20 protein-coding genes and 8 pseudogenes are annotated in these 24884 nt (G+C 46.2%); 8 read left to right on the top strand and 20 right to left on the bottom strand.

What is annotated here, in order from left to right; translation table 11 throughout:
• Positions 1-15: 15 nt before the first annotated feature.
• From nuoL to tpiA, 14 genes and pseudogenes are all read right to left on the bottom strand, one after another.
• Positions 16-2052, bottom strand: a complete 2037-nt coding sequence (nuoL, locus tag GKO28_RS01215; protein WP_182075095.1) for an NADH-quinone oxidoreductase subunit L — start codon at positions 2050-2052, stop codon at positions 16-18.
• A 32-nt stretch (positions 2053-2084) separates the two neighbouring features.
• The gene (nuoK, locus tag GKO28_RS01220; protein ID WP_173533772.1) at positions 2085-2390 is read right to left on the bottom strand and encodes an NADH-quinone oxidoreductase subunit NuoK; all 306 of its coding nucleotides are present in this window, start codon (positions 2388-2390) and stop codon (positions 2085-2087) included.
• 30 nt (positions 2391-2420) lie between these two features.
• Positions 2421-3058 (bottom strand): annotated as a pseudogene (locus tag GKO28_RS01225) (NADH-quinone oxidoreductase subunit J).
• Between the two features lie 9 nt (positions 3059-3067).
• Complete coding sequence (gene nuoI, locus GKO28_RS01230) at positions 3068-3559, bottom strand: NADH-quinone oxidoreductase subunit NuoI (protein WP_173533770.1); 492 nt, start codon at positions 3557-3559, stop codon at positions 3068-3070.
• 18 nt (positions 3560-3577) lie between these two features.
• Complete coding sequence (nuoH, locus tag GKO28_RS01235; RefSeq protein WP_173533769.1) at positions 3578-4621, bottom strand: NADH-quinone oxidoreductase subunit NuoH; 1044 nt, start codon at positions 4619-4621, stop codon at positions 3578-3580.
• 11 nt (positions 4622-4632) lie between these two features.
• A pseudogene (gene nuoG / locus GKO28_RS22580) lies at positions 4633-6961 on the bottom strand (NADH-quinone oxidoreductase subunit NuoG).
• Positions 6962-7022: 61 nt separating this feature from the next.
• Positions 7023-8309, bottom strand: coding sequence for an NADH-quinone oxidoreductase subunit NuoF (nuoF, locus tag GKO28_RS01245; RefSeq protein ID WP_203564289.1), 1287 nt, complete (start codon positions 8307-8309; stop codon positions 7023-7025).
• Positions 8309-8798 (bottom strand): annotated as a pseudogene (gene nuoE / locus GKO28_RS01250) (NADH-quinone oxidoreductase subunit NuoE). Before nuoE ends, nuoF begins: the two are co-directional and overlap by 1 nt.
• Positions 8798-10054, bottom strand: a complete 1257-nt coding sequence (locus tag GKO28_RS01255) for an NADH-quinone oxidoreductase subunit D (protein WP_173533765.1) — start codon at positions 10052-10054, stop codon at positions 8798-8800. The pseudogene nuoE and the gene GKO28_RS01255 overlap by 1 nt, the downstream one beginning before the upstream one ends.
• Complete coding sequence (locus tag GKO28_RS01260) at positions 10044-10619, bottom strand: NADH-quinone oxidoreductase subunit C (protein WP_210768919.1); 576 nt, start codon at positions 10617-10619, stop codon at positions 10044-10046. The genes GKO28_RS01255 and GKO28_RS01260 overlap by 11 nt, the downstream gene beginning before the upstream one ends.
• 32 nt (positions 10620-10651) lie before the next feature.
• A pseudogene (locus GKO28_RS01265) lies at positions 10652-11124 on the bottom strand (NADH-quinone oxidoreductase subunit B family protein).
• A gap of 5 nt (positions 11125-11129) precedes the next feature.
• A pseudogene (gene ndhC, locus GKO28_RS01270) lies at positions 11130-11497 on the bottom strand (NADH-quinone oxidoreductase subunit A).
• A gap of 194 nt (positions 11498-11691) precedes the next feature.
• Complete coding sequence (gene secG, locus GKO28_RS01275) at positions 11692-11988, bottom strand: preprotein translocase subunit SecG (RefSeq protein WP_182075098.1); 297 nt, start codon at positions 11986-11988, stop codon at positions 11692-11694.
• A 36-nt stretch (positions 11989-12024) separates the two neighbouring features.
• Positions 12025-12735: a triose-phosphate isomerase gene (gene tpiA / locus GKO28_RS01280; RefSeq protein WP_173533760.1), complete on the bottom strand. Its 711-nt coding sequence runs from the start codon at positions 12733-12735 to the stop codon at positions 12025-12027.
• 309 nt (positions 12736-13044) lie between these two features.
• On the opposite strand from tpiA, the gene pstS reads away from it, so the two are divergent.
• From pstS to GKO28_RS01305, 7 genes and pseudogenes are all read left to right on the top strand, one after another.
• The gene (gene pstS, locus GKO28_RS01285) at positions 13045-13839 is read left to right on the top strand and encodes a phosphate ABC transporter substrate-binding protein PstS (RefSeq protein WP_307838929.1); all 795 of its coding nucleotides are present in this window, start codon (positions 13045-13047) and stop codon (positions 13837-13839) included.
• Complete coding sequence (locus GKO28_RS20850) at positions 13827-14087, top strand: hypothetical protein (protein WP_374220704.1); 261 nt, start codon at positions 13827-13829, stop codon at positions 14085-14087. Before pstS ends, GKO28_RS20850 begins: the two co-directional genes overlap by 13 nt.
• A 112-nt stretch (positions 14088-14199) precedes the next feature.
• Positions 14200-14682 carry a hypothetical protein gene (locus tag GKO28_RS22105; RefSeq protein ID WP_247646255.1) on the top strand — a complete coding sequence of 161 codons (483 nt, stop codon included), beginning with the start codon at positions 14200-14202 and terminating at the stop codon, positions 14680-14682.
• Between the two features lie 111 nt (positions 14683-14793).
• Positions 14794-15156 (top strand): annotated as a pseudogene (locus GKO28_RS22110) (ABC transporter permease subunit); the annotation flags it as partial.
• A 9-nt stretch (positions 15157-15165) separates the two neighbouring features.
• Positions 15166-16017, top strand: a complete 852-nt coding sequence (pstA, locus tag GKO28_RS01295; RefSeq protein ID WP_182075099.1) for a phosphate ABC transporter permease PstA — start codon at positions 15166-15168, stop codon at positions 16015-16017.
• Positions 16018-16043: 26 nt separating this feature from the next.
• Positions 16044-16813: pseudogene (pstB, locus tag GKO28_RS01300) on the top strand (phosphate ABC transporter ATP-binding protein PstB).
• A gap of 182 nt (positions 16814-16995) precedes the next feature.
• On the top strand, positions 16996-18576 hold the full coding sequence (locus tag GKO28_RS01305) for a methyl-accepting chemotaxis protein (protein ID WP_182075100.1): 1581 nt from the start codon (positions 16996-16998) through the stop codon (positions 18574-18576).
• On the opposite strand, the pseudogene glmM reads toward GKO28_RS01305, so the two are convergent.
• The 4 genes and pseudogenes from glmM to GKO28_RS01325 form a co-directional block, all read right to left on the bottom strand.
• Positions 18577-19936, bottom strand: a pseudogene (glmM, locus tag GKO28_RS01310) (phosphoglucosamine mutase). It lies immediately after the preceding gene.
• A gap of 6 nt (positions 19937-19942) precedes the next feature.
• Positions 19943-20734 (bottom strand): dihydropteroate synthase, encoded by a 792-nt coding sequence (gene folP, locus GKO28_RS01315; RefSeq protein WP_182077366.1) that lies wholly within the window; start codon positions 20732-20734, stop codon positions 19943-19945.
• Positions 20735-20860: 126 nt separating this feature from the next.
• A complete protein-coding gene (gene ftsH / locus GKO28_RS01320; protein WP_173533752.1) occupies positions 20861-22777 on the bottom strand; it encodes an ATP-dependent zinc metalloprotease FtsH in 1917 nt (638 codons plus the stop codon).
• Positions 22778-22830: 53 nt separating this feature from the next.
• The gene (locus GKO28_RS01325; RefSeq protein WP_173534696.1) at positions 22831-23454 is read right to left on the bottom strand and encodes an RlmE family RNA methyltransferase; all 624 of its coding nucleotides are present in this window, start codon (positions 23452-23454) and stop codon (positions 22831-22833) included.
• A 41-nt stretch (positions 23455-23495) separates the two neighbouring features.
• Here GKO28_RS01325 and yhbY point away from each other — a divergent pair, with 41 nt between their 5' ends.
• A complete protein-coding gene (gene yhbY, locus GKO28_RS01330) occupies positions 23496-23816 on the top strand; it encodes a ribosome assembly RNA-binding protein YhbY (protein ID WP_173533751.1) in 321 nt (106 codons plus the stop codon).
• Positions 23817-23841: 25 nt separating this feature from the next.
• Here the strand turns inward: yhbY and GKO28_RS01335 are convergent, their stop codons facing one another.
• Both GKO28_RS01335 and greA read right to left on the bottom strand, forming a co-directional pair.
• Positions 23842-24276, bottom strand: a complete 435-nt coding sequence (locus GKO28_RS01335) for a DUF4149 domain-containing protein (RefSeq protein WP_173533750.1) — start codon at positions 24274-24276, stop codon at positions 23842-23844.
• Positions 24277-24346: 70 nt separating this feature from the next.
• Positions 24347-24829, bottom strand: coding sequence for a transcription elongation factor GreA (greA, locus tag GKO28_RS01340; protein WP_173533749.1), 483 nt, complete (start codon positions 24827-24829; stop codon positions 24347-24349).
• Positions 24830-24884 lie beyond the last annotated feature (55 nt).

Below are 24884 nucleotides of genomic sequence, written 5' to 3' on the forward strand. Positions count from 1 at the left end.
GCGAAACAACACCAATCACTGCAAAGTGAGTACGCCACCCAACCACCAAGTCATCAGCAGCAAGGCGCCAATAATCATTGCAAAAGCGTAATGGTAGATGTATCCAGTTTGCAGGCGACGAATAAGACCTGAGAACACGCCAACAAGCTTTGCTGTCCCATTCACCAACAGACCATCAATCAACAATGTATCACCCACTTTCCAGAGCACAGTACCCAGTGCGCGAGCACCCGCGGTAAACACATTGATGTACAAATGATCCATGTAATACTTTTCTTCAAGCAGCAGTTTTCTAACGCCAATTGCAGTAAAGAATCGATCACATGCGGCAGGAAGTTGCGGTGCCTTCAAATAGAACAGCCATGCAGCTGCAACACCAGCAAAAGCCAACCAAAATGGTAATGTGACAAACGCGTGAGTCGCCATACCCATCGCATCGTGCGCATGGTGAACCACCGCTTCCATGGCTGGGTGAGCTTCAAGATTAACCGTCAGCACATCTTTAAAGAAATCACCGGCCAACATCGGGCTAATTGCGATATACCCAACAATTACTGAAGGAATCGCTAGCAAAATTAATGGCAAGGTAACAACCCATGGCGACTCGTGCGGTTTGTCATTCGGCCCCAAACCGTGGTGATGATCGTGATCATCATGGCCATGGTGCGCATCTTTCTTTTGCATCCACTGCTCTTTGCCGTGGAAAACCAAGAAATACATACGGAATGAATAAAATGCCGTAACAAACACACCAGCAACGACAGCAAAATACGCAAACCCAGCGCCAGGTAATTTAGAAGCTTCAACCGCAAGAATAATTGAATCTTTTGAATAGAAGCCCGAGAAAAATGGCGTGCCAATCAACGCTAATGAGCCAATTAACGACGTGATCCAAGTGATCGGCATATATTTACGCAAGCCACCCATATTGCGAATATCTTGATCATGGTGCATGCCCATAATCACCGAGCCCGCAGCAAGGAATAACAAAGCCTTAAAGAAGGCGTGCGTCATCAAGTGCATTAACGCCACTGAGTACGCCGAAACACCCAAGGCCACCGTCATATAACCCAACTGCGACAAAGTTGAATAAGCAACAACTCGCTTAATGTCGTTCTGGATAATCCCAAGGAAACCCATAAATAGCGCAGTAATTGCACCAATCACCAACACGAAATTAAGTGCGGTATCTGACATCTCGAATAACGGAGACATCCGTGAAACCATAAAGATACCCGCAGTAACCATCGTTGCGGCATGGATCAGCGCTGAAATTGGTGTCGGGCCTTCCATTGAATCTGGCAACCAAACATGCAGCGGAAACTGCGCCGATTTACCCATTGCACCAATGAACAGCAAGATGCAAGTCACTGTCATCAATGACCATGGCGTACCAGCAAACAAACTAATCGTCGCATCTTTAAGCTCAGGCGCTTTTGCAAACACTTCGGCGTAATCCAAAGTACCAAAATGAGCCAATACCAAGCCGATTCCAAGCAAGAAACCTAAGTCACCCACACGATTAACCAAAAAGGCTTTCAAGTTTGCAAATGTAGCTGTTGGGCGTTTAAACCAAAAACCAATCAACAGATACGACACTAAACCCACTGCTTCCCAGCCAAAAAACAGCTGCACAAAGTTATTACTCATAACGAGCATTAACATCGAGAAAGTAAACAATGAGATATAACTAAAAAAGCGCTGATAACCAGGGTCATCTTGCATATAGCCAATCGTGTAGATATGCACCATCAGCGATACAAAGGTAACTACACACATCATCATCATTGCGGTGAGATTATCAACTAAAAAGCCGATATTCAAATCCACGCCATTGACTGAAAGCCATGTGTAGAGATTGCCATTAAACGACTCGCCGCCATTGAGCAAATAATTTAAGGTGTATGCCGACAAAGCAAACGATGTTGCAACGCCTGCAATCGTTGCAATATGTGCCGCTCGACGACCAATCGCCCAGCCAAAAAGACCAGCGATTAGCGAGCCCAATAAAGGCGCTAGCGGTATAAGCAGATAAATCGATTTCATATCCATTGGTATTATTGTCCGATTCTATGTTGTCCGGTTTAACCCTTCAGGCTATCCAAATCTTCGACGTTAATCGACCGTAAATTACGGAAGAGCACCACCAAGATAGCGAGGCCAATAGCCGATTCGGCTGCAGCAACGGTTAGGATAAAGAAGACGAAAATCTGGCCACCGGTATCGCCTAAAAACTGCGAAAACGCGATGAAATTCATATTCACGGACAACAACATCAATTCGATTGCCATGAGCAATACGATTAGATTTTTGCGGTTCATGAAAATGCCAAACACGCTGATCGCAAACATAATTGCGCCCAGCACAAGGTAATGAGTCAGTGTAAGCACATATCCTCCCTAAACTCTTATCTAGGCCAATTAGGCTGCAGGTTGATCGGTAGACTGGGCATCACTTGCCGAATCTTTTGGCTCAGACGCCATTTTTACAATCCGTAAGCGATCGTCGCGTTTTACACGAACTTGCTCACCCGGATTGATATACTTGGTGTTCTTACGCTTGCGTAATGTCAGAGCAATCGCTGCAATCATCCCAACCAACAACAACACTGCCGACAACTGGAACGGTAAGAAATACTGGGTATAAATTAACATGCCCAATGTTTCAGCTGATGCAGTGTTAAAGCTTGGTTCAAGCAAACGTGACTCATCAATTTGTGCTGCACGATGTGACAAAATCAGCACCATTTCAACCAACATAATGATTGCAACGGTACCTGCCACCGGTAAAAACTTCCAAAAGCTCTTGCGTAACGCTTCAAAGTTAATATCCAGCATCATCACCACAAACAAGAAACAACACCATTACCGCACCGACATAAATCACAATCAGTGAAACAGCCAAAAACTCAGCTTTAATCAGCATCCACATATACGGCGCTATTAAAGAATGACAATACCAAATAGAGCACGGCATGGACTGGATTCTTAGCTGTAATCACTCGAAATGCGGCAAAAATCAGCACTGCAGCAAAGATATAAAAAAGCGCTAAAGTCATATTTTATTCCTAGCGATACTTAGCATCAGCAGCTTTGCGTTCAGCGATTTCAGCTTCGTATTTATCACCGACTGCCAACAACATTGGCTTGGTGTAATACAAATCGCCACGTTTTTCACCGTGATATTCATAAATATGCGTTTCTACAATCGCATCAACCGGACAGGCTTCTTCACAAAAACCGCAAAAAATACACTTAGTCAGGTCAATATCATAACGGCTGGTACGACGAGTTTTATCGTCAGGACGCGCCTCTGATTCAATCGTAATCGCCATAGCCGGGCAAACCGCTTCACACAATTTGCAAGCAATACAACGCTCTTCGCCATTGGCGTAGCGGCGCTGGGCATGTAAGCCACGAAAACGCGGGCTATACGGTGTTTTTTCCTCAGGAAATTGCACTGTAATCTTCCGCTGGAAAAAGTGACGACCCGTTAATAACAAGCCCTTCACCAATTCAACCAGCAAGAAGGTTTTAAAGAAATATAAAATTTTATCCATGGCGTAAGTCCTTTTCCATTACCAGATCGACCAAGGGGTCTGCATCCAAGCACCCACCAAGACAATCCAAACCAAAGTTACTGGAATAAAGATCTTCCAACCTAGGCGCATTAATTGATCGTAACGATAACGCGGAAATGTTGCGCGGAACCACAAGAAGCAGAACAGCAAGAATGCAACTTTCAACACCCACCACAGCGGGCTAGCCGCGCCAAGAACAGGAATTGACGCAGGGAATGGTGATAACCAACCACCCAAGAACATCACCGAAGCCATCGCTGAAATCAAAATCATATTGGCGTATTCAGCCAAGAAGAACAGCGCAAAACCCATGCCCGAATACTCAACCATGTGTCCAGCAACAATTTCAGACTCACCTTCAGTCACGTCAAATGGTGCCCGGTTAGTTTCGGCAACACCGGCGATGAAGTACACAACAAACAGAGGTAACAGCGGGATCAAATTCCAAGATAAGATCGAGCCACCAGCCATACCTTGACCTTGCTGCTCAACAATTGCGGTGAGGTTCAAACTACCTGAAACCATAATCACGCCAACCAACGCAAAACCCATTGCCAACTCGTAAGAGATCACTTGAGCAGCTGCACGCATACCACCCAAGAAAGCATATTTCGAATTAGATGCCCATCCTGCCAAGATCACACCGTAAACACCCATTGATGTAATGGCCATCACGTAGAGTAAACCTACGTTGACATCAGCCAATACATACCCAGGGTAAAACGGTACAACAGCCCATGCGCCTAGCGCAGGAACCAATACCATGATGGGTGCTAAAAAGAACAGCTTCTTATCAGCAGCGCTAGGTGCAATAATTTCTTTTAACAATAGCTTTACGCCATCAGCAACCGGTTGCAGCAAACCGAAAGGACCAACCCGATTAGGGCCAATCCGAATTTGCATAAAACCGATTACTTTACGTTCTGCCAACGTTAAATAAGCCACCGCTCCCATAATGGGCGCCACAATCAAAATAATCTTGAGTAGTGTCCAAACGACAAAAGCAATGTCATAACCCAAATAACTTTGTAGAAATTCCATGTTCTGCCCCCTTAAGCCTTCAGCACTTCAACAGCGCCAACCATATCACCCAAATTACGAGTTAATGGATGCGAAGCAGCAACGCGAATTACATCGTTAAGTAAGCCATCATCAAGCGCCACCAACAATGTGGCACTACCCTGCTCTTGCTGAACAATGGCTTGACCATCAACAACCAAGCCCAATTTAGCCAGTGTCGCAGCATTAACACGTAAAGTGCTGGCGAGCAAAGCGTCTTGTGTTGCTTGTAAACTTGGCGAACGACGAACAATGGAATCAACCTGATACAAAGGCACTTCGCCTAAGCGAACTAAACCCTGTGCAGATTGTGTACGCACAGCATGTGTACTCACTACGGCATTACTTAAACGTGGCGCAATTTCACCAGCCAAGGCTTCATCGCGAATTTCTTCTGATGAGTTGTATTCAAAACCAGAGAATCCAAATAGATTGCCTAGCACTCGGAATACTTTCCACGCTGGACGCGTCTCGCCCAATGGCCGCACTACACCATTAAAGCTTTGTGCTTTACCTTCCATATTCACGAACGTACCTGATGTTTCGCTAAATGGAGAGATCGGCAAAATCACATCGGCATAATCCATTGCACAGCTTTGGAATGGTGACATGACAACCACCATCTCGGCATTTTTTGCTGCGGCCAAAAGCATGAGCGCCGTTGTGTGCATCATATTCAGGCTCAACACCTAAAAATACATACGCTTTTTTCGCATCTGCTAATGAACCAGCACCAAAAACATCCGCTCCGAGATCCGCACCCACTAATTGCGCACCAACACTGTTGGCAGCCATGGCCGGCACACCCAATGTCGCGCCAGTCAACACTGCTAACGCAGTGGCAGCAGCGTAAATTTCAGCATAACGCGCATTCGTTTGGGCGACATTACCCAATAAAATAGCGGTTTTGGCTTTACCATCAAAACTCAAAGCAATCGCACGTGCCGCATCAGAAACTTGCACACTAGACAAATCAATATCATTCGGTACTGGCAACGATTTCAATTCAACAAATGCTTGAATCACTTGCAACAAGCCTTCAACCAATTGGTCAGGGCGGACAACAACTTCGCCAACTAGCTTGGTCAACATTTCATCTGAGTGTGGATTTACAGCGGATAGCTGCAAACCTTTTTTCACTGATTGACGTAAACGCTGCGCCAGTAACGGCTGCTCTTTACGCAATGTGGAACCCACTAACAAAATGGCTTCATTTTGTGACAGCTCAAGCAATGACTGACCCAACCATTGAGCGCCTTGCGTTTTAAGCGAGAAATCAGCACTACGAGCAAATGCCTGTACCGACTCCACACCTAAACCTGCCATCACTTTACGCAGCGCAAATAACTCTTCAACCGTAGCGTTTGGCGACGCAACAGCGGCAACACTGTCTTTACCGTGCTCAGCAATCACTTGCTTTTAAACCATTCGCAACGTATTCAAGTGCAGTTTGCCAATCGGTCTCTTGCCAAACACCGCCTTGCTTGAGCATCGGCTTAGTGAGTCGCTCTTCAGAATTCAAAGCTTCGTATGAATAGCGATCGCGATCTGATAACCAACATTCATTGATTGCCTCATTTTCCAACGGCAACACACACGCATTACTTTGTTGTTCTTAACTTGTACGACCAAGTTAGAACCCAAACCATCGTGTGCACTCACCGATTTACGACGAGACAATTCCCACGTGCGCGCAGTGTAACGGAACGGCTTGCTAGTTAAAGCGCCAACCGGACACAAATCGATCACGTTGCCAGAAATCTCTGAATTCACCGTTTTGCCAATAAATGGCATTACTTCGGTAAATTCTCCGCGATTGGCCATGCCTAATTCTTGGAAGCCGGCGATTTCTTCAGTAAACCGAACGCAACGGCTGCAATGAATACAGCGTGTCATATCCGTTGAAATCAAAGGTCCAAGATCTTTATTGGCAACGACACGCTTTTCTTCTGCGTATTCAGAACCAGTTTGGCCATAGCCAACAGCCAGGTCTTGCAACTGACATTCGCCACCTTGATCACAAATTGGACAATCCAATGGGTGATTAATCAGCAAAAATTCCATTACCCCTTTCTGTGCGGTAACCGCTTGATCAGAATGGGTCCAAACTTTCATGCCATCAGTAACAGGTGTTGCACAGGCCGGCAAAGGCTTAGGTGCTTTTTCAACCTGAACTAGACACATACGGCAGCTTGCGGCAATTGAGAGTTTCTTGTGATAGCAAAAATGTGGAATGTGCACACCAATAGAATTGGCTGCGTCCATCACAGTGCTACCACCAGGGACTGTCAATTTTTTACCGTCGATTTCGATTTCCAACATGCTCGACTCGATTCAAAGGCAATAATTCAAAAGAAAACTCGACTAATTACAGACGACCCAATTACAAAGGCTTGGATGACTGAGATTGATTAATCAAATCCTCGAATTCATGGCGGAAGTGTTTCAACATTCCACGCACAGGGAAAACTGCAGCATCACCTAGCGCACAAATTGTGCGGCCAGCGATGTTATCACCAACACGCGATAGTAAATCGAGGTCTTCCATACGACCTTCGCCATGCGCGATACGATGTACCACACGATACAACCAGCCAGTACCTTCACGGCAAGGTGTGCATTGACCACATGATTCTTCGTGATAGAAATACGACAATCGCTCTAATGCGCTCACCATACTGACTGTTTCATCCATCACGATCACCGCACCAGACCCCAACATTGAGCCGGCCTTAGCGATAGAATCGTAATCCATCGTACATTGCATCATGATGTCAGCAGGTAATACTGGCGCAGAAGAGCCACCAGGAATAACCGCTTTCAATTTTTTGCCATCACGCATGCCGCCACACATTTCCAATAATTCAGAAAATGGCGTACCAAGTGGAATCTCATAATTACCCGGGCGATTAACATGACCAGAAACCGAGAATAATTTAGTGCCACCGTTATTGGGTTTACCTAGCTCAAGGAATTTCTGGCCGCCTTCGCGGATAATGTACGGTACCGAGGCAAATGTTTCGGTGTTATTAATCGTTGTTGGCTTGCCGTAGAGACCATAAGAAGCAGGAAACGGTGGCTTAAAGCGCGGCTGTCCTTTTTTACCTTCCAATGATTCAAGCAATGCAGTTTCTTCACCACAGATATAGGCGCCATAACCATGATGCGCATGCAGCTGGAAACTAAAGTCAGAGCCCAAAATGTTATCGCCTAAAAAGCCTGCAGCACGTGCTTGCTCAAGTGCGATTTCAAAACGCTCATAGGCTTCAAAGATTTCGCCATGGATATAGTTATACCCAACAGAAATACCCATAGCGTAAGCACCAATAATCATGCCTTCAATCAGAGCATGTGGGTTATACACTTGAATATCGAGATCTTTAAAGGTACCAGGCTCACCTTCATCGGTATTGCATACCAAATATTTTTGGCCTGGAAAACTGCGCGGCATGAAAGACCACTTCAGCCCAGTAGGGAAACCTGCACCGCCACGGCCGCGCAAGCCTGAAGTTTTCATTTCAGCAATGACTTCATCTTGAGTGATTTTGTCATTAATGATTTTTTTCAACGCCGCATAACCGCCACGCTTAACATATTCGTCAAGGTGCCAGCAATTTGGATCTTCAAATTCGACGCCCTCGAACACGACGCCTTTTACATAGACGGTCATTATTCGAGCTCCGCCAGTTTTTTTATCAATGGCTTCTGGCGTCATGTGATTACACATGCTGTGGTTATTCACCAACATTACAGGTGCATAACCACAGGCCCCCATGCATTCACCTTCTTTTAAAGTGAACTTACCATCGGCAGTTGTTTCATTAAAACCAATACCCAACTTTTGTTTCAAATATTCAGCTGTGGTATAGCCACCCGACAAAGCACAGGGTAAATTTGTACAAACCGTAAGCTTGTACTTACCAACTGGCTTCATGTCGTACATATTATAAAAAGTCGCTACTTCATAAGCGGCGAGCGGTGCAATATTTAAATAAATCGCAATCGCTTCAACCAACTCATTAGATAAAGAACGCTTTTCAACCTGAGCAATTCGTAAAGCGCCCATCACCGCAGAACGCGATTGTTCTGCTGGGTATTTAGCCACTTCACGATCAATTTGCTTAATTGAATCTACGGAAAGAAGATTGTGTAAAGACATTAGCGATCAATCTCCCCAAATACGATATCTTGTGTACCAATAATTGCCACCACGTCAGAGATCATATGTCCTCGTGACATTTCGTCTAAACCAGACAAATGCACATAACCAGGCGCTCTGATTTTCATTCGATATGGTTTATTTGCACCATCGGAAACCATGTAAATACCAAACTCACCTTTTGGATGCTCAATTGCGGCATACGCCTCACCTTCAGGCACATGCATACCTTCAGTGAACAATTTAAAGTGGTGAATCAAGTCTTCCATATTCGACTTCATTCCCTCGCGAGAAGGCGGAGCCACTTTATGGTTAGTCGTGATGACCGGACCTGGATTTTCTTTTAGCCACTGCACGCATTGCTTAATGATACGGTTTGATTGACGCATTTCTTCAACGCGAACCAAATAACGATCATAGCAATCTCCGTTTTTGCCGACTGGAATATCAAAATCCATCTTGTCGTACACTTCATACGGTTGCTTCTTACGCAAATCCCACTCAACGCCAGAACCGCGCAACATCGCACCGGTAAAGCCTAACGCCAATGCACGCTCAGGCGAAACAACACCGATACCTACCGTACGTTGCTTCCAAATACGATTGTCTGTTAGCAGCGTTTCGTACTCATCAACATATTTCGGGAATCGATTAGTAAAGTCTTCGATAAAATCAAGCAAGCTGCCTTCGCGATTTGAATTCATACGCTTGATTGCTGCAGCATTGCGAATTTTAGACGCTTGATATTTTGGCATTTCATCTGGCAAGTCGCGATACACGCCACCTGGTCGATAATATGCCGCATGCATCCGAGCACCAGAAACGGCCTCGTAGCAGTCCATCAAATCTTCACGCTCACGGAAAGCGTAAAGGAAAATAGTCATTGCACCACAGTCAATACCATGCGCACCAATCCACAACAAATGATTCAAAATCCGCGTAATTTCGTCGAACATGACGCGAATATATTGAGCTCGAATTGGCACATCTAAATTGAGTAGCTTCTCAATGGCCATACAGTAAGCATGCTCATTAGACATCATTGACACATAGTCAAGACGATCCATATAGGGCAATGACTGGATGTAAGTTTTACTTTCGGCTAATTTCTCAGTACCACGATGCAAGAGACCAATGTGCGGATCAGCACGCTCAACCACTTCACCATCTAACTCCAGCACCAAACGCAATACACCATGCGCTGCCGGATGTTGTGGACCAAAATTTAATGTGTAATTACGGATTTCAGCAGCCACCGTAGTTCTCCTCGCGGATAATGCGCGGTGTTATTTCACGCGGCTCGATGGTTACAGCTTGATAGATCACACGTGCCTGCTCTGCGTCATAACGCATTTCAACAAAACCAGACAATGGGAAATCTTTTCGGAAGGGATGCCCTACAAAGCCATAATCCGTCAACAAGCGTCGCAGATCTGGATGGCCTTGATAAATGATACCGTACAAGTCGAATGATTCGCGCTCAAACCAATTGATCGCAGGCCAAACATCAACTACGGAATTCACCACTGGAAAGGCATCATCAGTACAAAAAACTCGTACGCGTAAGCGCACATTATATTTGTACGACAGCAAATGGTAAACCGTCGCAAAGCGAGCGCCCTCCCATACCCCATCTTTGTAGGTACTATAATCAATACCACAGGCATCAATTAATTGCTCAAATTGCAGTTGTGGATCATCACGTAGCAATAAAGCCACTTCAGACCACAAACTTGCTGGCACTTCTAGCGTCACTTCATCCAGCGCGGTTTTCAGCGAAGCAATTTTTGCCTCACCCAAAACAGCACGCAGACTACCCATGAGCGTTTCTAACTTATTCGCCACAGTTCACCTCACGAGCGCGCAATGGTATTGGTACGCTTAATCTTGTTTTGCAGCTGAATAATGCCGTACAAGAGCGCTTCAGCTGTCGGAGGACAGCCAGGAACATAAACATCAACCGGCACAATGCGATCACAACCACGCACAACAGAATATGAGTAGTGATAATAACCACCCCCATTGGCGCAGGACCCCATTGAAATAACCCAGCGCGGCTCTGGCATCTGATCGTAAACTTTACGTAAAGCAGGTGCCATTTTGTTGCATAAGGTTCCTGCCACAATCATTAAGTCCGATTGCCGTGGCGAAGGACGAAAAACACAACACCAAAGCGATCCAAGTCATAACGTGCAGCGCCCGCATGCATCATTTCAACAGCACAGCAGGCCAAACCAAATGTCATTGGCCACAACGAGCCCGTACGAGCACTATTGATGACCATATCCACCGTCGTGGTAACAAACCCTTTTTCTTGCGATTCCATTTGTCTCACTCCCACTCTAGAGCGCCCTTCATCCATTCGTAGACGAAGCCGACCACCAGAATGGCCAAGAAAATCATCATCGACAAAAAGCCGAACATCCCTAATTCTTTAAGCACAACGGCCCAAGGAACTAAAAATGCAACTTCCAAATCAAACAAGTAAACAAAATGGCCACCAAGTAATAACGCACATCAAATTGCATGCGCGCATCTTCGAATGCTTCAAAACCACATTCGTAAGGTGAGTTTTTTGCTGTATCTGGCCGAGCCGTTCCCAAAACCTTACTCACCCCGTAGCCCAGCACTAGTGGAACAACACCCACCAGTAAACCAACCAACAGAAAAAGCAGGATGGGGAAATAGTTTTGCAGCATGAAAATCCCCAGTTCAGAGTATTACAAAAAGACTAGACAGCTTATTGTTATTTTTATTACATAGAAACGCTGGGATTTCCCAGCGTATTTGAAGCACTAAGTCAGCAAACTCTCAACATCAAAGTTGCCAAACTTAGTATATACCGACAAAACCACATGCAATGACATGGATTTAGTCAGGAATTTTTTGCCCTTCAACTTGAGATGCGACTGCAGCAGGCTGAACTGTAGACATAATTGAGGCAGTTTTGTTTTGGTGCGGTCAATAAAACCAAGGCCATCGACGTAACAAAAAAAACTGTTGCACAAATGCCAGTACTGCGGCTTAAAAAGTTAGCTGAGCCACTCGAACCAAACACACTACCGGCCGATCCGCTACCAAATGCAGCCCCCATATCAGCACCTTTGCCATGCTGCATCAACACCAACACAATGACAGCGATAGCAGAAATCACATTTACGGTAAGCACTAAACTGGTAATAAAGTCCATTATTTTCTCATTTCAAGAGCGACGTGAATTGTACCATCAGCGCGCCGCTTTGCAAATCTCTACAAATTCGAAGGCGGAGAGTGCCGCACCCCCCACCAACACCCCATCGACATGCTGCACAGCCAAAATTGACTCTGCATTATTCGACTTCACACTGCCGCCATAGAGAACCTTAACCCGTTCATCTAGTTGATTTTTAATCAATGCATGCATCGGTGAAATCTGCTCACTGGAGGCAACCATGCCACTACCTACAGCCCAAGATGGCTCGTATGCCACAGCATACAATCCAACTGGTAAATTTTGTAATACCTGTAACTGAGCCGCAACAACTTCCTCTGCGCGACCTTCACGTCGCTGCTCTGCGGACTCACCCACACAGTAAATCCCAAACAAGCCGGCATCTAGAGCAGCGCGCATTTTAACACCAGCTTGCTCTGTCGTCTCACCAAATAATCGCCGACGCTCAGAATGACCAACAATCACCATCTCACAGCCGATATCAGCCAACATGCCCGACGACACCTCACCCGTATATGCCCCGATGTGATACTGACTCACGTCTTGAGCCCCACACTGCACATGGGTATTGTGAAGAATCTGCCTTGCCAACATGACATAAGGATATGGAACACAAACTCCCACATTGGCCTGCAGCTTAGCTTGGGCAATCTCCCCCAAAACCGACTTAACCTGACCAATACTGCCATGCAGCTTCCAATTACCCACCACCAGTTGCTTTGCCATATTTACTTTATCCCTATCAACAATAGAAATGGTAACGTTCCCAACCAATCAACGTCAAACGCTAAAGCCCAAACCCGCAAACATCGTCAAGACATGCATGGATAAATTCTTAAACCCAAGCATTTAAATTAATGCACCCATCCCCTACATACGCTCAGCTTCACTGCAAAACCCAAGGCCTTTAAATATCAAATTCTTCGCAATACTTCAGAGCATGGATTTTTGTAATAATTCGGAAACAATAAACGATTACGATGCGGCTTGTTCAATACATACACACTCAGACAAACCCAAGGGATTTAACTGATTATGACTCTAGTTCACAAAATGCTCGTTACCGCAGGTTTGACTGCTGGTCTTTTTAGCCAAGTCATTGCCGCAGATATTACTGGTGCAGGTGCTACCTTTCCGTATCCGCTCTATGCAAAATGGGCCGAGATGTACAAAGCAAAAACCGGCAACGGCATGAACTACCAATCTATCGGCTCTGGCGGTGGCATCAAACAAATTCAAGCAAAGACGGTTGATTTTGGTGCTTCAGACATGCCACTCAAACCTGCCGAACTAGATAAAGACGGCTTAATTCAATTCCCGACCGTATTGGGTGGTGTTGTTCCTGTTGTGAACATTGCCGGTATTGCTCCGGGTCAATTAAAACTATCGGCCGCCTTGCTAAGCGACATTTACCTCGGCAAAGTAAAAAAATGGAATGATCCAGCTGTAGCCGCACTCAATCCTGGCGTCGCCCTGCCAGCACAAAACATTACAGTTGTACGCCGTTCCGACGGATCTGGCACCACCTTCCTCTTTACCAACTATCTATCGCAAGTTTCGCCAGAATGGAAAGAAAAAGTAGGCTCAAATAGTTCAGTGCAATGGCCAGCAGGTGTGGGCGGCAAAGGCAATGAAGGCGTAGCCAATTACGTGCAACGTATTAAAGGGGCCATTGGCTACGTTGAGTTTGTTTACGCCAAACAAAACAAACTATCACACACACACAACTATCGAATAGCTCGGGCGCATTTGTTCAACCTTCAGAAGAGTCATTTAAAGCTGCGGCTGCCAGTGCCGACTGGAAAAACGCAACGGGCATGTTCCTTGTAACAACCAATGCGCCAGGCAAAGAGGCATGGCCTATTGCTAGCCCAACGTTCATTTTGATGCACAAAAAACAAGACAAACCAACCCAAGGCGTAGAAGTACTTAAATTCTTCGATTGGGCTTATGGCGCGGACGCAGACAAAGTTGCTCTTGAACTGGACTACATCCCAATGCCAGACAATGTCGTTGCGATGATCAAGTCAAACTGGAAAACACAATTGAACGACGGAAAAAATTCAATCTGGAAATAATTCCCCCGATTGAATTGCGCAGAGATACAATTCGCGCGCAGAAAACAAGCACACTGCCCGATAAGTAGTGTGCTTGTTAGTTTCTAAGTTTTGGAGGACCGGAGAATTACTGATGTCTAATATGTCGCAACGGATGAAAATACAACGACTGCAAGATGCATTCTTTGTCAATAGCACCCGTTTCTTTGCTTTCTTTGTGCTTGCTCTATTGAGCGGCATTATTATTTCTTTGCTCTATGGCGCCCTACCTAGCATCAAAGCCTTTGGTCTTGGCTTTATCTCTTCAAGCGACTGGAACCCTGTAACCGACCAATTTGGCGCTTGGCCTTCGATTCGTGGCACATTAATTTCCTCAGTCATTGCCTTGGTTGTTGCTGTACCGATCAGCTTTGGCATTGCTATTTTTCTTACCGAGCTCTCACCGGTTTGGTTACGTCGTCCACTGGGCATTTGTATTGAATTACTCGCTGGCGTGCCGTCGATTATTTACGGCATGTGGGTCTCTTTTTGTATTTGCACCGTTATTTGCCGACCATGTCCAACCCTGGATTACCGAAGTCACCGCAGGTGTACCTATTTTAGGCCCTTTATTTGACGGCCCTCCTATGGGTATTGGTATGTTTACCGGTGGCTTAATCTTATCGATTATGGTCATCCCTTTTGTCACCTCGGTTATGCGAGACGTCTTTGAAGTGTACCGCCACTTCTTAAAGAATCGGCATACGGTCTTGGTGGCACGACTTGGGAAGTCGTCTGGAATATCGTCGTTCCCTATACCAAAACGGGGATTATTGGCGGCATTATGCTTGGCCTCGGCCGCGCACTTGGCGAAACGATGGCGATTACCTTTGTGATTGGTAATTCAATGAATGACATGAATTCACTCTTCGATCCTGCCACGACCATTTCAGCCACACTGGCCAATGAATTTACCGAAGCACATGGTGAACTTTACACCTCATCACTGATTGAACTGGGCCTCTTACTGTTCTTCATTACCTTTGTTGTGTTAGTCCTTTCTAAACTGCTCCTCTTGCGCCTAAACCGCAATGAAGGCTCACATTCTTAAGGATCGGTCATGATTAATTTAAACCCTAGCCTTTACCTGCGTCGTCGCCTCGTTAACAACGTCAGCCTGATCCTCTCAATGATTGCCATGGCCTTTGGTTTGTTTTGGCTATTTTGGATTATGTACACCCTGTTTTCTAACGGGATTGCAGGCCTAACATTGCAAACATTTACCCAAACAACTCCAGCACCTGGCAGTCAAGGCGGTTTGGCAAATGCAATTTTGGGCAGCTTGCAGATGTCCGCAGTGGGCGTATTGATTGGTACGCCGATCGGTATTTTGGCGGGCACCTATCTGGCCGAATTTGGTAACAAAGGCTGGTTGGCACCAACAACACGTTTTATCAACGACATCTTGCTGTCTGCGCCATCGATTGTTATTGGCCTGTTTGTATTTGAAATTTACGTCACGCAAGTGGGGCATTTTTCAGGATGGGCTGGCTCATTTGCCTTGGCCATCTTGGTTATTCCAGTGGTACTTAGAACCACAGAGAACATGCTGCTGTTAGTACCGACCGCCATGCGCGAAGCGGCCTACGCCCTTGGTGCACCACAATGGAAAATGGTGTTATTTGTTACATTAAAAGCAGCAAAATCAGGTGTGGCGACAGGCATTTTGCTGGCCATTGCTCGCATTTTGGGCGAAACCGCACCGCTGTTATTTACCGCACTGAACAACCAGTTCTATTCAAACATGAATCAACCCATGGCGAACTTACCCGTGGTTATTTTCCAATTTGCGATGAGTCCTTACGCAGAATGGCATCAATTAGCTTGGGCAGGCGCACTGTTAATTGGCCTGTTTGTTCTCGGCATGAATATTATTGCCCGCGTCATTCTTCGCCAACCGAAACAACACTAATTTAGACTTTGAACGGACAATCATTCATGAGCACTCAACATAAAGCTGGCTTGACAGTCAAAAATTTGAATTTTTACTACGGCAACTTTCACGCACTTAAAAACATCAATTTGGAAATTTTAGCCGGCAAAGTGACCGCATTTATTGGCCCTTCTGGCTGCGGCAAGTCGACCTTATTACGCACTTTCAATCGCATGTATGACCTTTATCCAAAATTGCGTGCCGAAGGTGAAATCATTCTCAACGGGCAAAATATATTTTAGAGTCTAGCGTTGACTTGAATATGCTGCGTGCCAAAGTCGGCATGGTTTTTCAAAAACCAACCCCATTTCCGATGTCGATTTATGACAACGTTGCATTCGGCGTTAAGCTCTATGAAACACTCAGCAAATCAGAAATGGATGATCGCATTGAATGGGCGCTCACTAAAGCCGCGCTGTGGAACGAAGTTAAAGACAAGCTTAAGCAATCAGGCCTCGGTCTTTCTGGCGGTCAGCAGCAACGTCTTTGCATCGCCCGCGCCGTTGCCGTAAAACCTGAGATTCTGTTGCTCGACGAACCCACTTCGGCACTGGATCCAATCTCAACCGCGCACGTTGAAGAACTCATTCATGAGCTCAAAAAAGACTACACCATCGCCATTGTGACGCACAATATGCAGCAAGCTGCACGTATTTCTGATTACACGGCGTATATGTACTTGGGTGAAATGATCGAAATGGGCGAAACCGATACGATCTTTACCGCACCAAAAGTAAAAGCGACTGAAGACTACATTACAGGTAAGTTTGGTTAAGCCATCATCCGTCATCAAAAAGGCCGCTTATGCGGCCTTTTTTGTTGGGTATATGGATGCAGCGCTTTATTTACGAGGCCTACATACAAATACCTATGCACTAAGCATGTATTTGTCATTTTAGTGTAACAGCAGCGACTTATGCTACGTGACCCTCACGCCAGAACACCGAAGCCCGTTACATGAAGATTGCCACACAGCTTAAATACGTTAGTACCATCACCTTGGCCGCACTCATCACTGCGGCGCTCATCTGCAGCTGGAAACTACACACCCTTAGATTGCATTTTTTAGAAAACCAACAAAAACAAACCAGTATTGCTCAACTCGCGCAAATGAAATCAAGCATGCTCACACTATCACGGCTCGACGTCATGGCGCCTGATGCTGAGCCACAATTACAGCAAGCCGAACAGCAAATCCACAGCCTACAACAAGCATTAACGCCGACCCTCACACCGATTCAACAGCAATCTTTGCAGCAAGCACTCAAGCAAAATTGGCAGCGCTATCTAACTCAATTTCGCAGCGCAATTAAAATTGCTGAAACCAGCCCTGAAGATGCCATCACAATGCCAGAACAATTGTATCGAAATGATTTGTCGCCATTGCTTGAACAGATCAGCCAATTAATGGGGCAAATTGTGAGTGATGCACAGCACAGCGAAACCACCATCCAGCAAGATATTCAGCAACTCATCTGGGGCGTACTCATTCCAATTGGCGGCGCAGGGTTGATTATCATTATTTCTCAACTGGGCTTTGCCAAGCGCTTGCAAAGTACTTTACACAAAATGGGATTAATTGCCCAACGACTGCACGAAGGTGAAATCACATTGCGCATGCCTGAAAGTCGTGACGAACTTGGCCAATTGAGCCTCGCCATCAACCAATTTCTACAGCAACTTCAGCAAGTGCTTACGCAAGCGAGTATTGCGGCCACAGCAACTCGAGCTGACACCCACCGAATCAGCGATTTATCGAATGCAGTTAGCCAAAATACGCACGATCAATCACTGCAATTAGATGATATTCGGCACGCCAGTACCACGCTCAGCAGTGCAATTGCGCATGTTGGCACATTGGCTGCGCAAGCTGCAAATACCGCGCAATCTTCATTCGCCGCAACGAGCAATGCGGATCAAGCGGGGCAAATTACACTCAACAACCTCTCGGCTTTATCTTCGCATTTTGCACAAGTCGAGGCTGAAATGCAGACACTGGCGCGTTCATTTAGTGAAATAGTGACGGCCAGCGCCACAATCAAAGATATTGCCGATCAGACTAATTTATTGGCTCTGAATGCCGCTATTGAAGCAGCACGTGCTGGTGAATCTGGTCGAGGATTTGCTGTGGTTGCCGATGAAGTTCGTAAATTGGCGCAACACACCACGGCATCCACTCGCAACATCCAAGACATCCTCAAAAAAACACAAACCAATACCAGTGTAACGAGTCATGCCATCAGTGCGGCGAGTTTATGCTTGGGGCAATTTAGCGAACACGGTCAGACGGTGTCACGCTCCCTATCGCAAATTCGCAACGAAAGTGAAGGCGTCGCCAATATGATGGAGTCAATCGCCGTCGCTGTTGATCAGCAAACGGCAGCAGCGCAGGCCATTGCTGAGCAAGTTAGTGCAATCAGCACCGGGCTTAATCACACGCACAATGACAGTCAGGCAATCAAACAGGAAATGGCAGAATTGGCAGATGTGGCCAATGAACTTGAAAGATCAATGGCCACATTTCGAACGTCGACGTAATTACTCTTGTGCTTCAGCCTGAACGACTGCGGCGATTTTATCAGCCCACTCTCGCGCGATAACTGGGTCGACATGCTCAACCATCACACGCACCACTGGCTCTGTGCCTGACGGGCGCAGCAATACGCGCCCATCATTACCCATCGCCGCTTCCGCAACAGCAACGGCCTCAGCAATGCTCTCAGAAGCGTGACAATCAAAACCTTTCGCAATGCGAACGTTTTTCAGCACTTGCTCAGATAGCGACAAATCTTTGCAAAAGCCCGCCAAGGTTTGATTGCTTTCTTGTAGCGCCTGCAAAATTTGCAAGGCAGAAACAATGCCATCGCCCGTTGAATGCTTATCTAAACACAATAAATGCCCAGAACCTTCACCACCGACCAGCCAGTTATTCAACTTCAATTGTTCCATCACATAACGATCACCGACTTTCGCTCGGACAAAGCCAATTCCTTTAGCTTTCAGCGCATTTTCAACGCCCAAATTCGTCATCAAAGTACCCACAACGCCAGCACCTAAAGTACCTTTTTGCTGACGATGGCTCGCTAACACATAGAGCAATTGATCGCCATCGACGATGGTGCCATCGCGATCGACCATAATCAGCCGATCGCCATCACCATCGAGCGCGATACCGAAATGCGCACCTTCAGACAATACTTTGAGGCGTAGCGTTTCTGGATGTGTTGCACCGACTTCATCATTGATGTTGAAACCATCTGGTTTCACGCCAATGCTAATCACTTCGGCGCCCAGCTCATGAAATACATGCGGTGCGATGTGATACGTTGCGCCATGCGCGCAGTCAACCACCAATTTCAAACCACGTAAATCGAGCTCGTTAGGAAAGGTTGATTTACAAAACTCAATATAACGACCAGCGGCATCGTCAATCCGCTTAGATTTACCAATTTGCTTTGATTGAACACAGTGCTGGATTTCTTCAATTGCAGCTTCAATCGCGAGTTCAACGTCATCAGGGAGTTTCTCTCCTGATGCGCTAAAGAATTTAATCCCATTGTCGTGATAAGGATTATGCGACGCAGAAATAACCCACCCCTGCCGACAAACGCAGCGCACGGGTCAAATAAGCGATACCCGGTGTTGGCAAAGGACCAGTTAAGTACACATCAACGCCGGCGGCATTAAAGCCCGCTTGCAATGCAGCTTCAAGCATATAGCCAGAAACGCGCGTATCTTTTCCGATCAATACGGCGGCATGCTCACTGCTTTTACGTGTGCTATTTGCGGCAAATACCTTCCCAGCAGCAAACCCTAGTTTCATCGCAAAATCAGGCGTAATCGGATATTCACCCACTAAGCCCCGCACCCCATCTGTACCAAAAAATTTACGCGCCATAATGCCCTACCTATTTTGTAATAAGATTATTTTAATGCTTTCCCACAATTTTAAAGCATCCACCGTTTCCCTTACGTCATGCACACGCACAATGGCAGCACCTTTCTGCACCGCAAGCAATGCCGCAACGACACTGGCCTGTACACGACCAGAAACGGCATAGCCGGTAATTTCACCCAACATTTTCTTTCTCGAAACGCCCACCAGCAAAGGCAGTGATAATTGCGTGCACAATAAATCTAGCGATTGAAACAGCGCCACATTATGCGCCAAGCTTTTGCCAAAACCAAAACCAGGATCAAATACGATACGTTCAGCAGCAATGCCTGCACTCATCGCCAATGCAATTCGCTGCTGCAAGTAAAGCCCAACTTCGGCAACAACGTCTTCATACACCGGCGAATCTTGCATGGTCTGCGGCTCACCTTGCTTATGCATCAAACAAACACCAACCTGACTTGCTGCCAGTACATCCATCGCCCCACTACCCTCTAGAGCACTAATATCATTCACCAAATCTACGCCAGCATCAATTGCAGCCCGCATCACCTCAGGTTTACGGGTGTCAATTGACAACGGCACATTTAAGCTACTCAGCGCCTGCAGCACTGGAATCACCCGGCGAATTTCTTCTTCAACAGGAACCAAAGCGGCACCTGGGCGCGTTGACTCGCCACCAATATCTAATATATCAGCACCGTCTTTCAATAAGCGCTCAGCATGCGCCACTGCATGGACCAAGGTATCGTATTGCCCACCATCGACAAATGAATCAGGGGTCACATTCACAATACCCATCACCCAAGGACGATCCAAGGCCAACTTAAACCGGCCACAGGAAAAATATATTTCATCGGCACTCCCAATCAACAAAAAAAGGCGGCCAAGGCCGCCTTTAAAATCAGACAATAAATCTATGCAGCATTAAGCTTCAGTTGCTGGCGTAGTCGTTACTTCTTGACCACCTTGGGTAGCATCGCCACCCGTTACTGCGACAGTTACGCGTGGTGGTGGCAAGCTTTTAGGCGGACGCGGTTCACGACCAGCCATAATATCCAACACTTGCTCACGATCAATCGTTTCCCACTCCATCAAAGCATTGGTCATCGCTTCAACTTTATCGCGGTTTTCTTCAAGAATTTTCTCTGCAACGGCATACTGCTCATCAATAATTCGGCGAATCTCTGCATCAACCTGCTGCATCGTAGCTTCTGACATATTTTTATGTGTCGTCACTGAACGACCTAAAAACACCTCGCCTTCATTATCGCCATAAACCATTGGGCCTAATTTCTCAGTCATCCCGTAGCGAGTCACCATATCACGCGCCATACCGGTGGCACGCTCAAAGTCATTCGACGCACCAGTCGAAATACGATGAATAAATAAGTCTTCCGCAACACGACCACCAAACAAAATCGCCAAACGATTCAGCATTTGATCTTTATACAGAGAAAAACTATCACGCTCAGGCAGTTGCCAAGTCAAACCTAAAGCTCGACCGCGTGGCATGATGGTCACTTTATGCACCGGATCAGTACCCGGCAGCATTTCAGCAACGACCGCATGACCTGATTCGTGATACGCCGTTGCACGACGATCTTCTTCAGTCATAACCATGCTACGACGCTCTGGACCCATGTAAATTTTGTCTTTTGCTGACTCAAAGTCGGCCATATCAACCAAGCGCTTGGCGCGTCGTGCTGCAAACAGCGCGGCTTCATTGACCAAGTTAGCCAAATCAGCACCCGACATGCCTGGTGTACCGCGAGCAATAATCGATGCATCAACATCATTCGCGATCGGCACTTTACGCATATGAACCGCAAGAATCTGCTCACGGCCACGGATATCCGGCAAAGATACGGTAACTTGTCGGTCAAAACGACCTGGACGCAATAAAGCAGGATCAAGTACATCGGGACGATTGGTTGCCGCAATGACGATAATGCCAGAATTGCCTTCAAAGCCGTCCATTTCAACCAGCATTTGGTTTAATGTTTGCTCTCGCTCATCATTGCCGCCACCCATACCCGCACCGCGCTGACGACCTACCGCATCAATTTCATCGATAAAGATGATACACGGCGCATTTTTCTTGGCGTTTTCAAACATATCGCGAACGCGTGCGGCACCGACACCGACAAACATTTCAACGAAATCAGAACCCGAAATCGAGAAAAATGGCACTTTTGCTTCACCAGCAATCGCTTTGGCCAGCAAGGTTTTACCTGTACCTGGAGAACCTACCAGCAAGATTCCGCAAGGCATGCGTCCACCCAAACTTTGATACTTGCTTGGATCACGCAAATAATCAACGATTTCAGAGACTTCTTCTTTGGCTTCGTCGCAACCGGCAACATCCGCAAAAGTCACCGAATTATTGTTTTCATCCAGCATTTTGGCTTTTGATTTACCAAAACTAAAAGCACCGCCTTTACCGCCGCCTTGCATCTTATTCATAAAGAAGATCCAAACGCCGATCAGCAACAACATTGGCGCCCAATTGACAAGCAAACTCATCAATAGACCCTGCTCTTCTTCGGCCTTGGCAGAAAACTTCACATTATATTTAATTAGCGTATCAACCAAACGGTAATCAAATGGCGCCAAGGTGGAATAACCGGCCCCATCGGCTTTTTTACCGCGAATCAATTGACCACGTAAAGGATTACCTTCGATTTCAGCACTAGCAATACGGCCTTGCTCAACATCCGTCATAAACTGCGAATACGGTATTTGAGTCGAGCCATCTTGATGCTTAGAAAATTGATTAAATACCGTCATCAGCACTAAGCCAACGACGAGCCAAATGGCGATATTCTTGCCGAGATTATTCAAGGCTTTGCTCCTGAGTTTCCCAAAACGAGGGATGATGAAAACATTTTACCTGTTTAGGACTTTTTTTGTTTACCCAATAAATAGACTTCGGGACTACGATCACGTGAAGCCTTTGGTTTTCGAGTCACAACCGACGCAAAAGTTTCACGCATCGCACTCATATACTCGGTAAATCCATAGCCTTGAAACACTTTAACCAATAAATGACCGCCGGGCTTCAATTGTTCACGTGCAAATTCCAAAGCCAGCTCGCACAAATACATACTACGAGCCTGATCCGTATCGGCATTACCCGTTATATTGGGGGCAATATCACAAATGACAAGGTCTAACTGGCGGCCATTTAGCAAAGCGCTAAACTCAGCCAAGACTTCATCCTCACGAAAATCGCCTTGTACAAATTCAACGCCACGAATCGGATCCATTTCTAAAATATCTAGCGCAAACACACGCCCATGCGGCCCGACTTTTTTAGCCGCAACTTGACACCAACTGCCTGGCGCAGCACCCAAGTCGGCCACCCAAATACCGGGCTTAAGTAATTTATCTTTCTCATCAATTTCGATGAGCTTATAAGCAGCACGTGCACGATAGCCATCTTTTTTGGCCATCTGTACATAGTGGTCATTAACATGCTCTTGTAGCCATACATTACTGGAATTAGAACGAGCCATCAGGTAAACTATCCGGTTATTTCAAGGTTTTTAAGGTTAATCTCATGCTACAACTCACTGCAGATCAATGCCGACATTTGCGTAGCTTAGCGCACCATCTCAATCCGGTCGTGATGATTGGTAGCTCAGGCTTGACCGACGCTGTGATGCGCGAAATTGCGGTCAATTTAGATGCGCACGAGCTAATTAAGGTTCGCGTATTGGGCGACGATCGCGAAGCGCGGGTTCAGTTTATGGAAAAAATCTGTGCTGATCTTGGTGCTTGCCCAGTGCAACACTTAGGCAAACTGCTGCTTATTTTCCGCCCAAGCAATACTGACAAACCGAAAATCTTACTGCCTAAGCCAAAAAAGGTAGCAAAATAAAACAGGGGCGGCCTAGCCGCCCTTTTTAATGCTCGCTAGACCATATATACACTAGGCCAAAAATGCTCTGCATTAAATAAATCAAACTTGAAATGGTATGCCACTGCGCCAAACCACCACCAAACATACCCTCTGCGGCATTACTTACCACGGGCTTTAATTCGGCGATCAACGGAAAAATCGCAAACTGATTAATCAGTGTACACAGCAACATACTCAAAATCAGCCACAACCGCAGACTTTTAAATGCGCTAAGGCCATTAAACCAAATCTGCCAGATCGCCAAAAATACTCCAGCAACGATCCCGATCCAGCCAATCACATAAAACAACTTCCCCGCCACCATCCCGGCGACGGCTTTATCTAAACTGGTGAATAAGGCGGGCGCAACGACCATGCCGATAATCCACATCCCACCAATCCAAAGGGTGGTCAGTACATTCTTTAGTCCATTAGCCATGACGTATATATGAATGGCGCATCGGTGTGCAATAAGCCTCACACATATACCCACCCTATCTCCGCGTAGTTTAGATGTATTTTACTGCTAAAATTTCATACTCACGAATGCCACCCGGCGCCATCACTTCAGCCACATCTTCGGCATATTTACCAATCAAAGCACGCGCAATCGGGCTTGATACGGAGATTTTACCGGCTTTAATATCCGCCTCATCATCACCAACAATTTGGTAAGTCACTTCAGCTTCACTTTCCAAATCTTGCAGCAAAATCGTTGCGCCAAACACAATGCGACCTTCGGCGGTTTCTTCCAAATCTTTTGGATTAATAATTTGTCCATTGGACAACTTCGCTTCCAACTCAGCAATACGCCCTTCAACAAAGCCTTGCTTTTCTTTGGCCGCATCATACTCGGCATTTTCTGACAAATCGCCATGCGAGCGCGCTTCAGCGATCGCAGCAATCACAGTCGGACGCTCTACACTTTTTAAGTGCGCCAACTCAACTTTAAGCCTTTCAGCACCAACCACTGTGAGTGGGACCTTAACCATACTTTTTCTCCACTTAGTAATGACATCGCCACCACCAATAAAAACAAGAGCCGCC

The sequence above is a fragment of the Deefgea sp. CFH1-16 genome (assembly GCF_016881365.1).
In the GTDB taxonomy this organism is placed as follows: Bacteria; Pseudomonadota; Gammaproteobacteria; order Burkholderiales; family Chitinibacteraceae; genus Deefgea.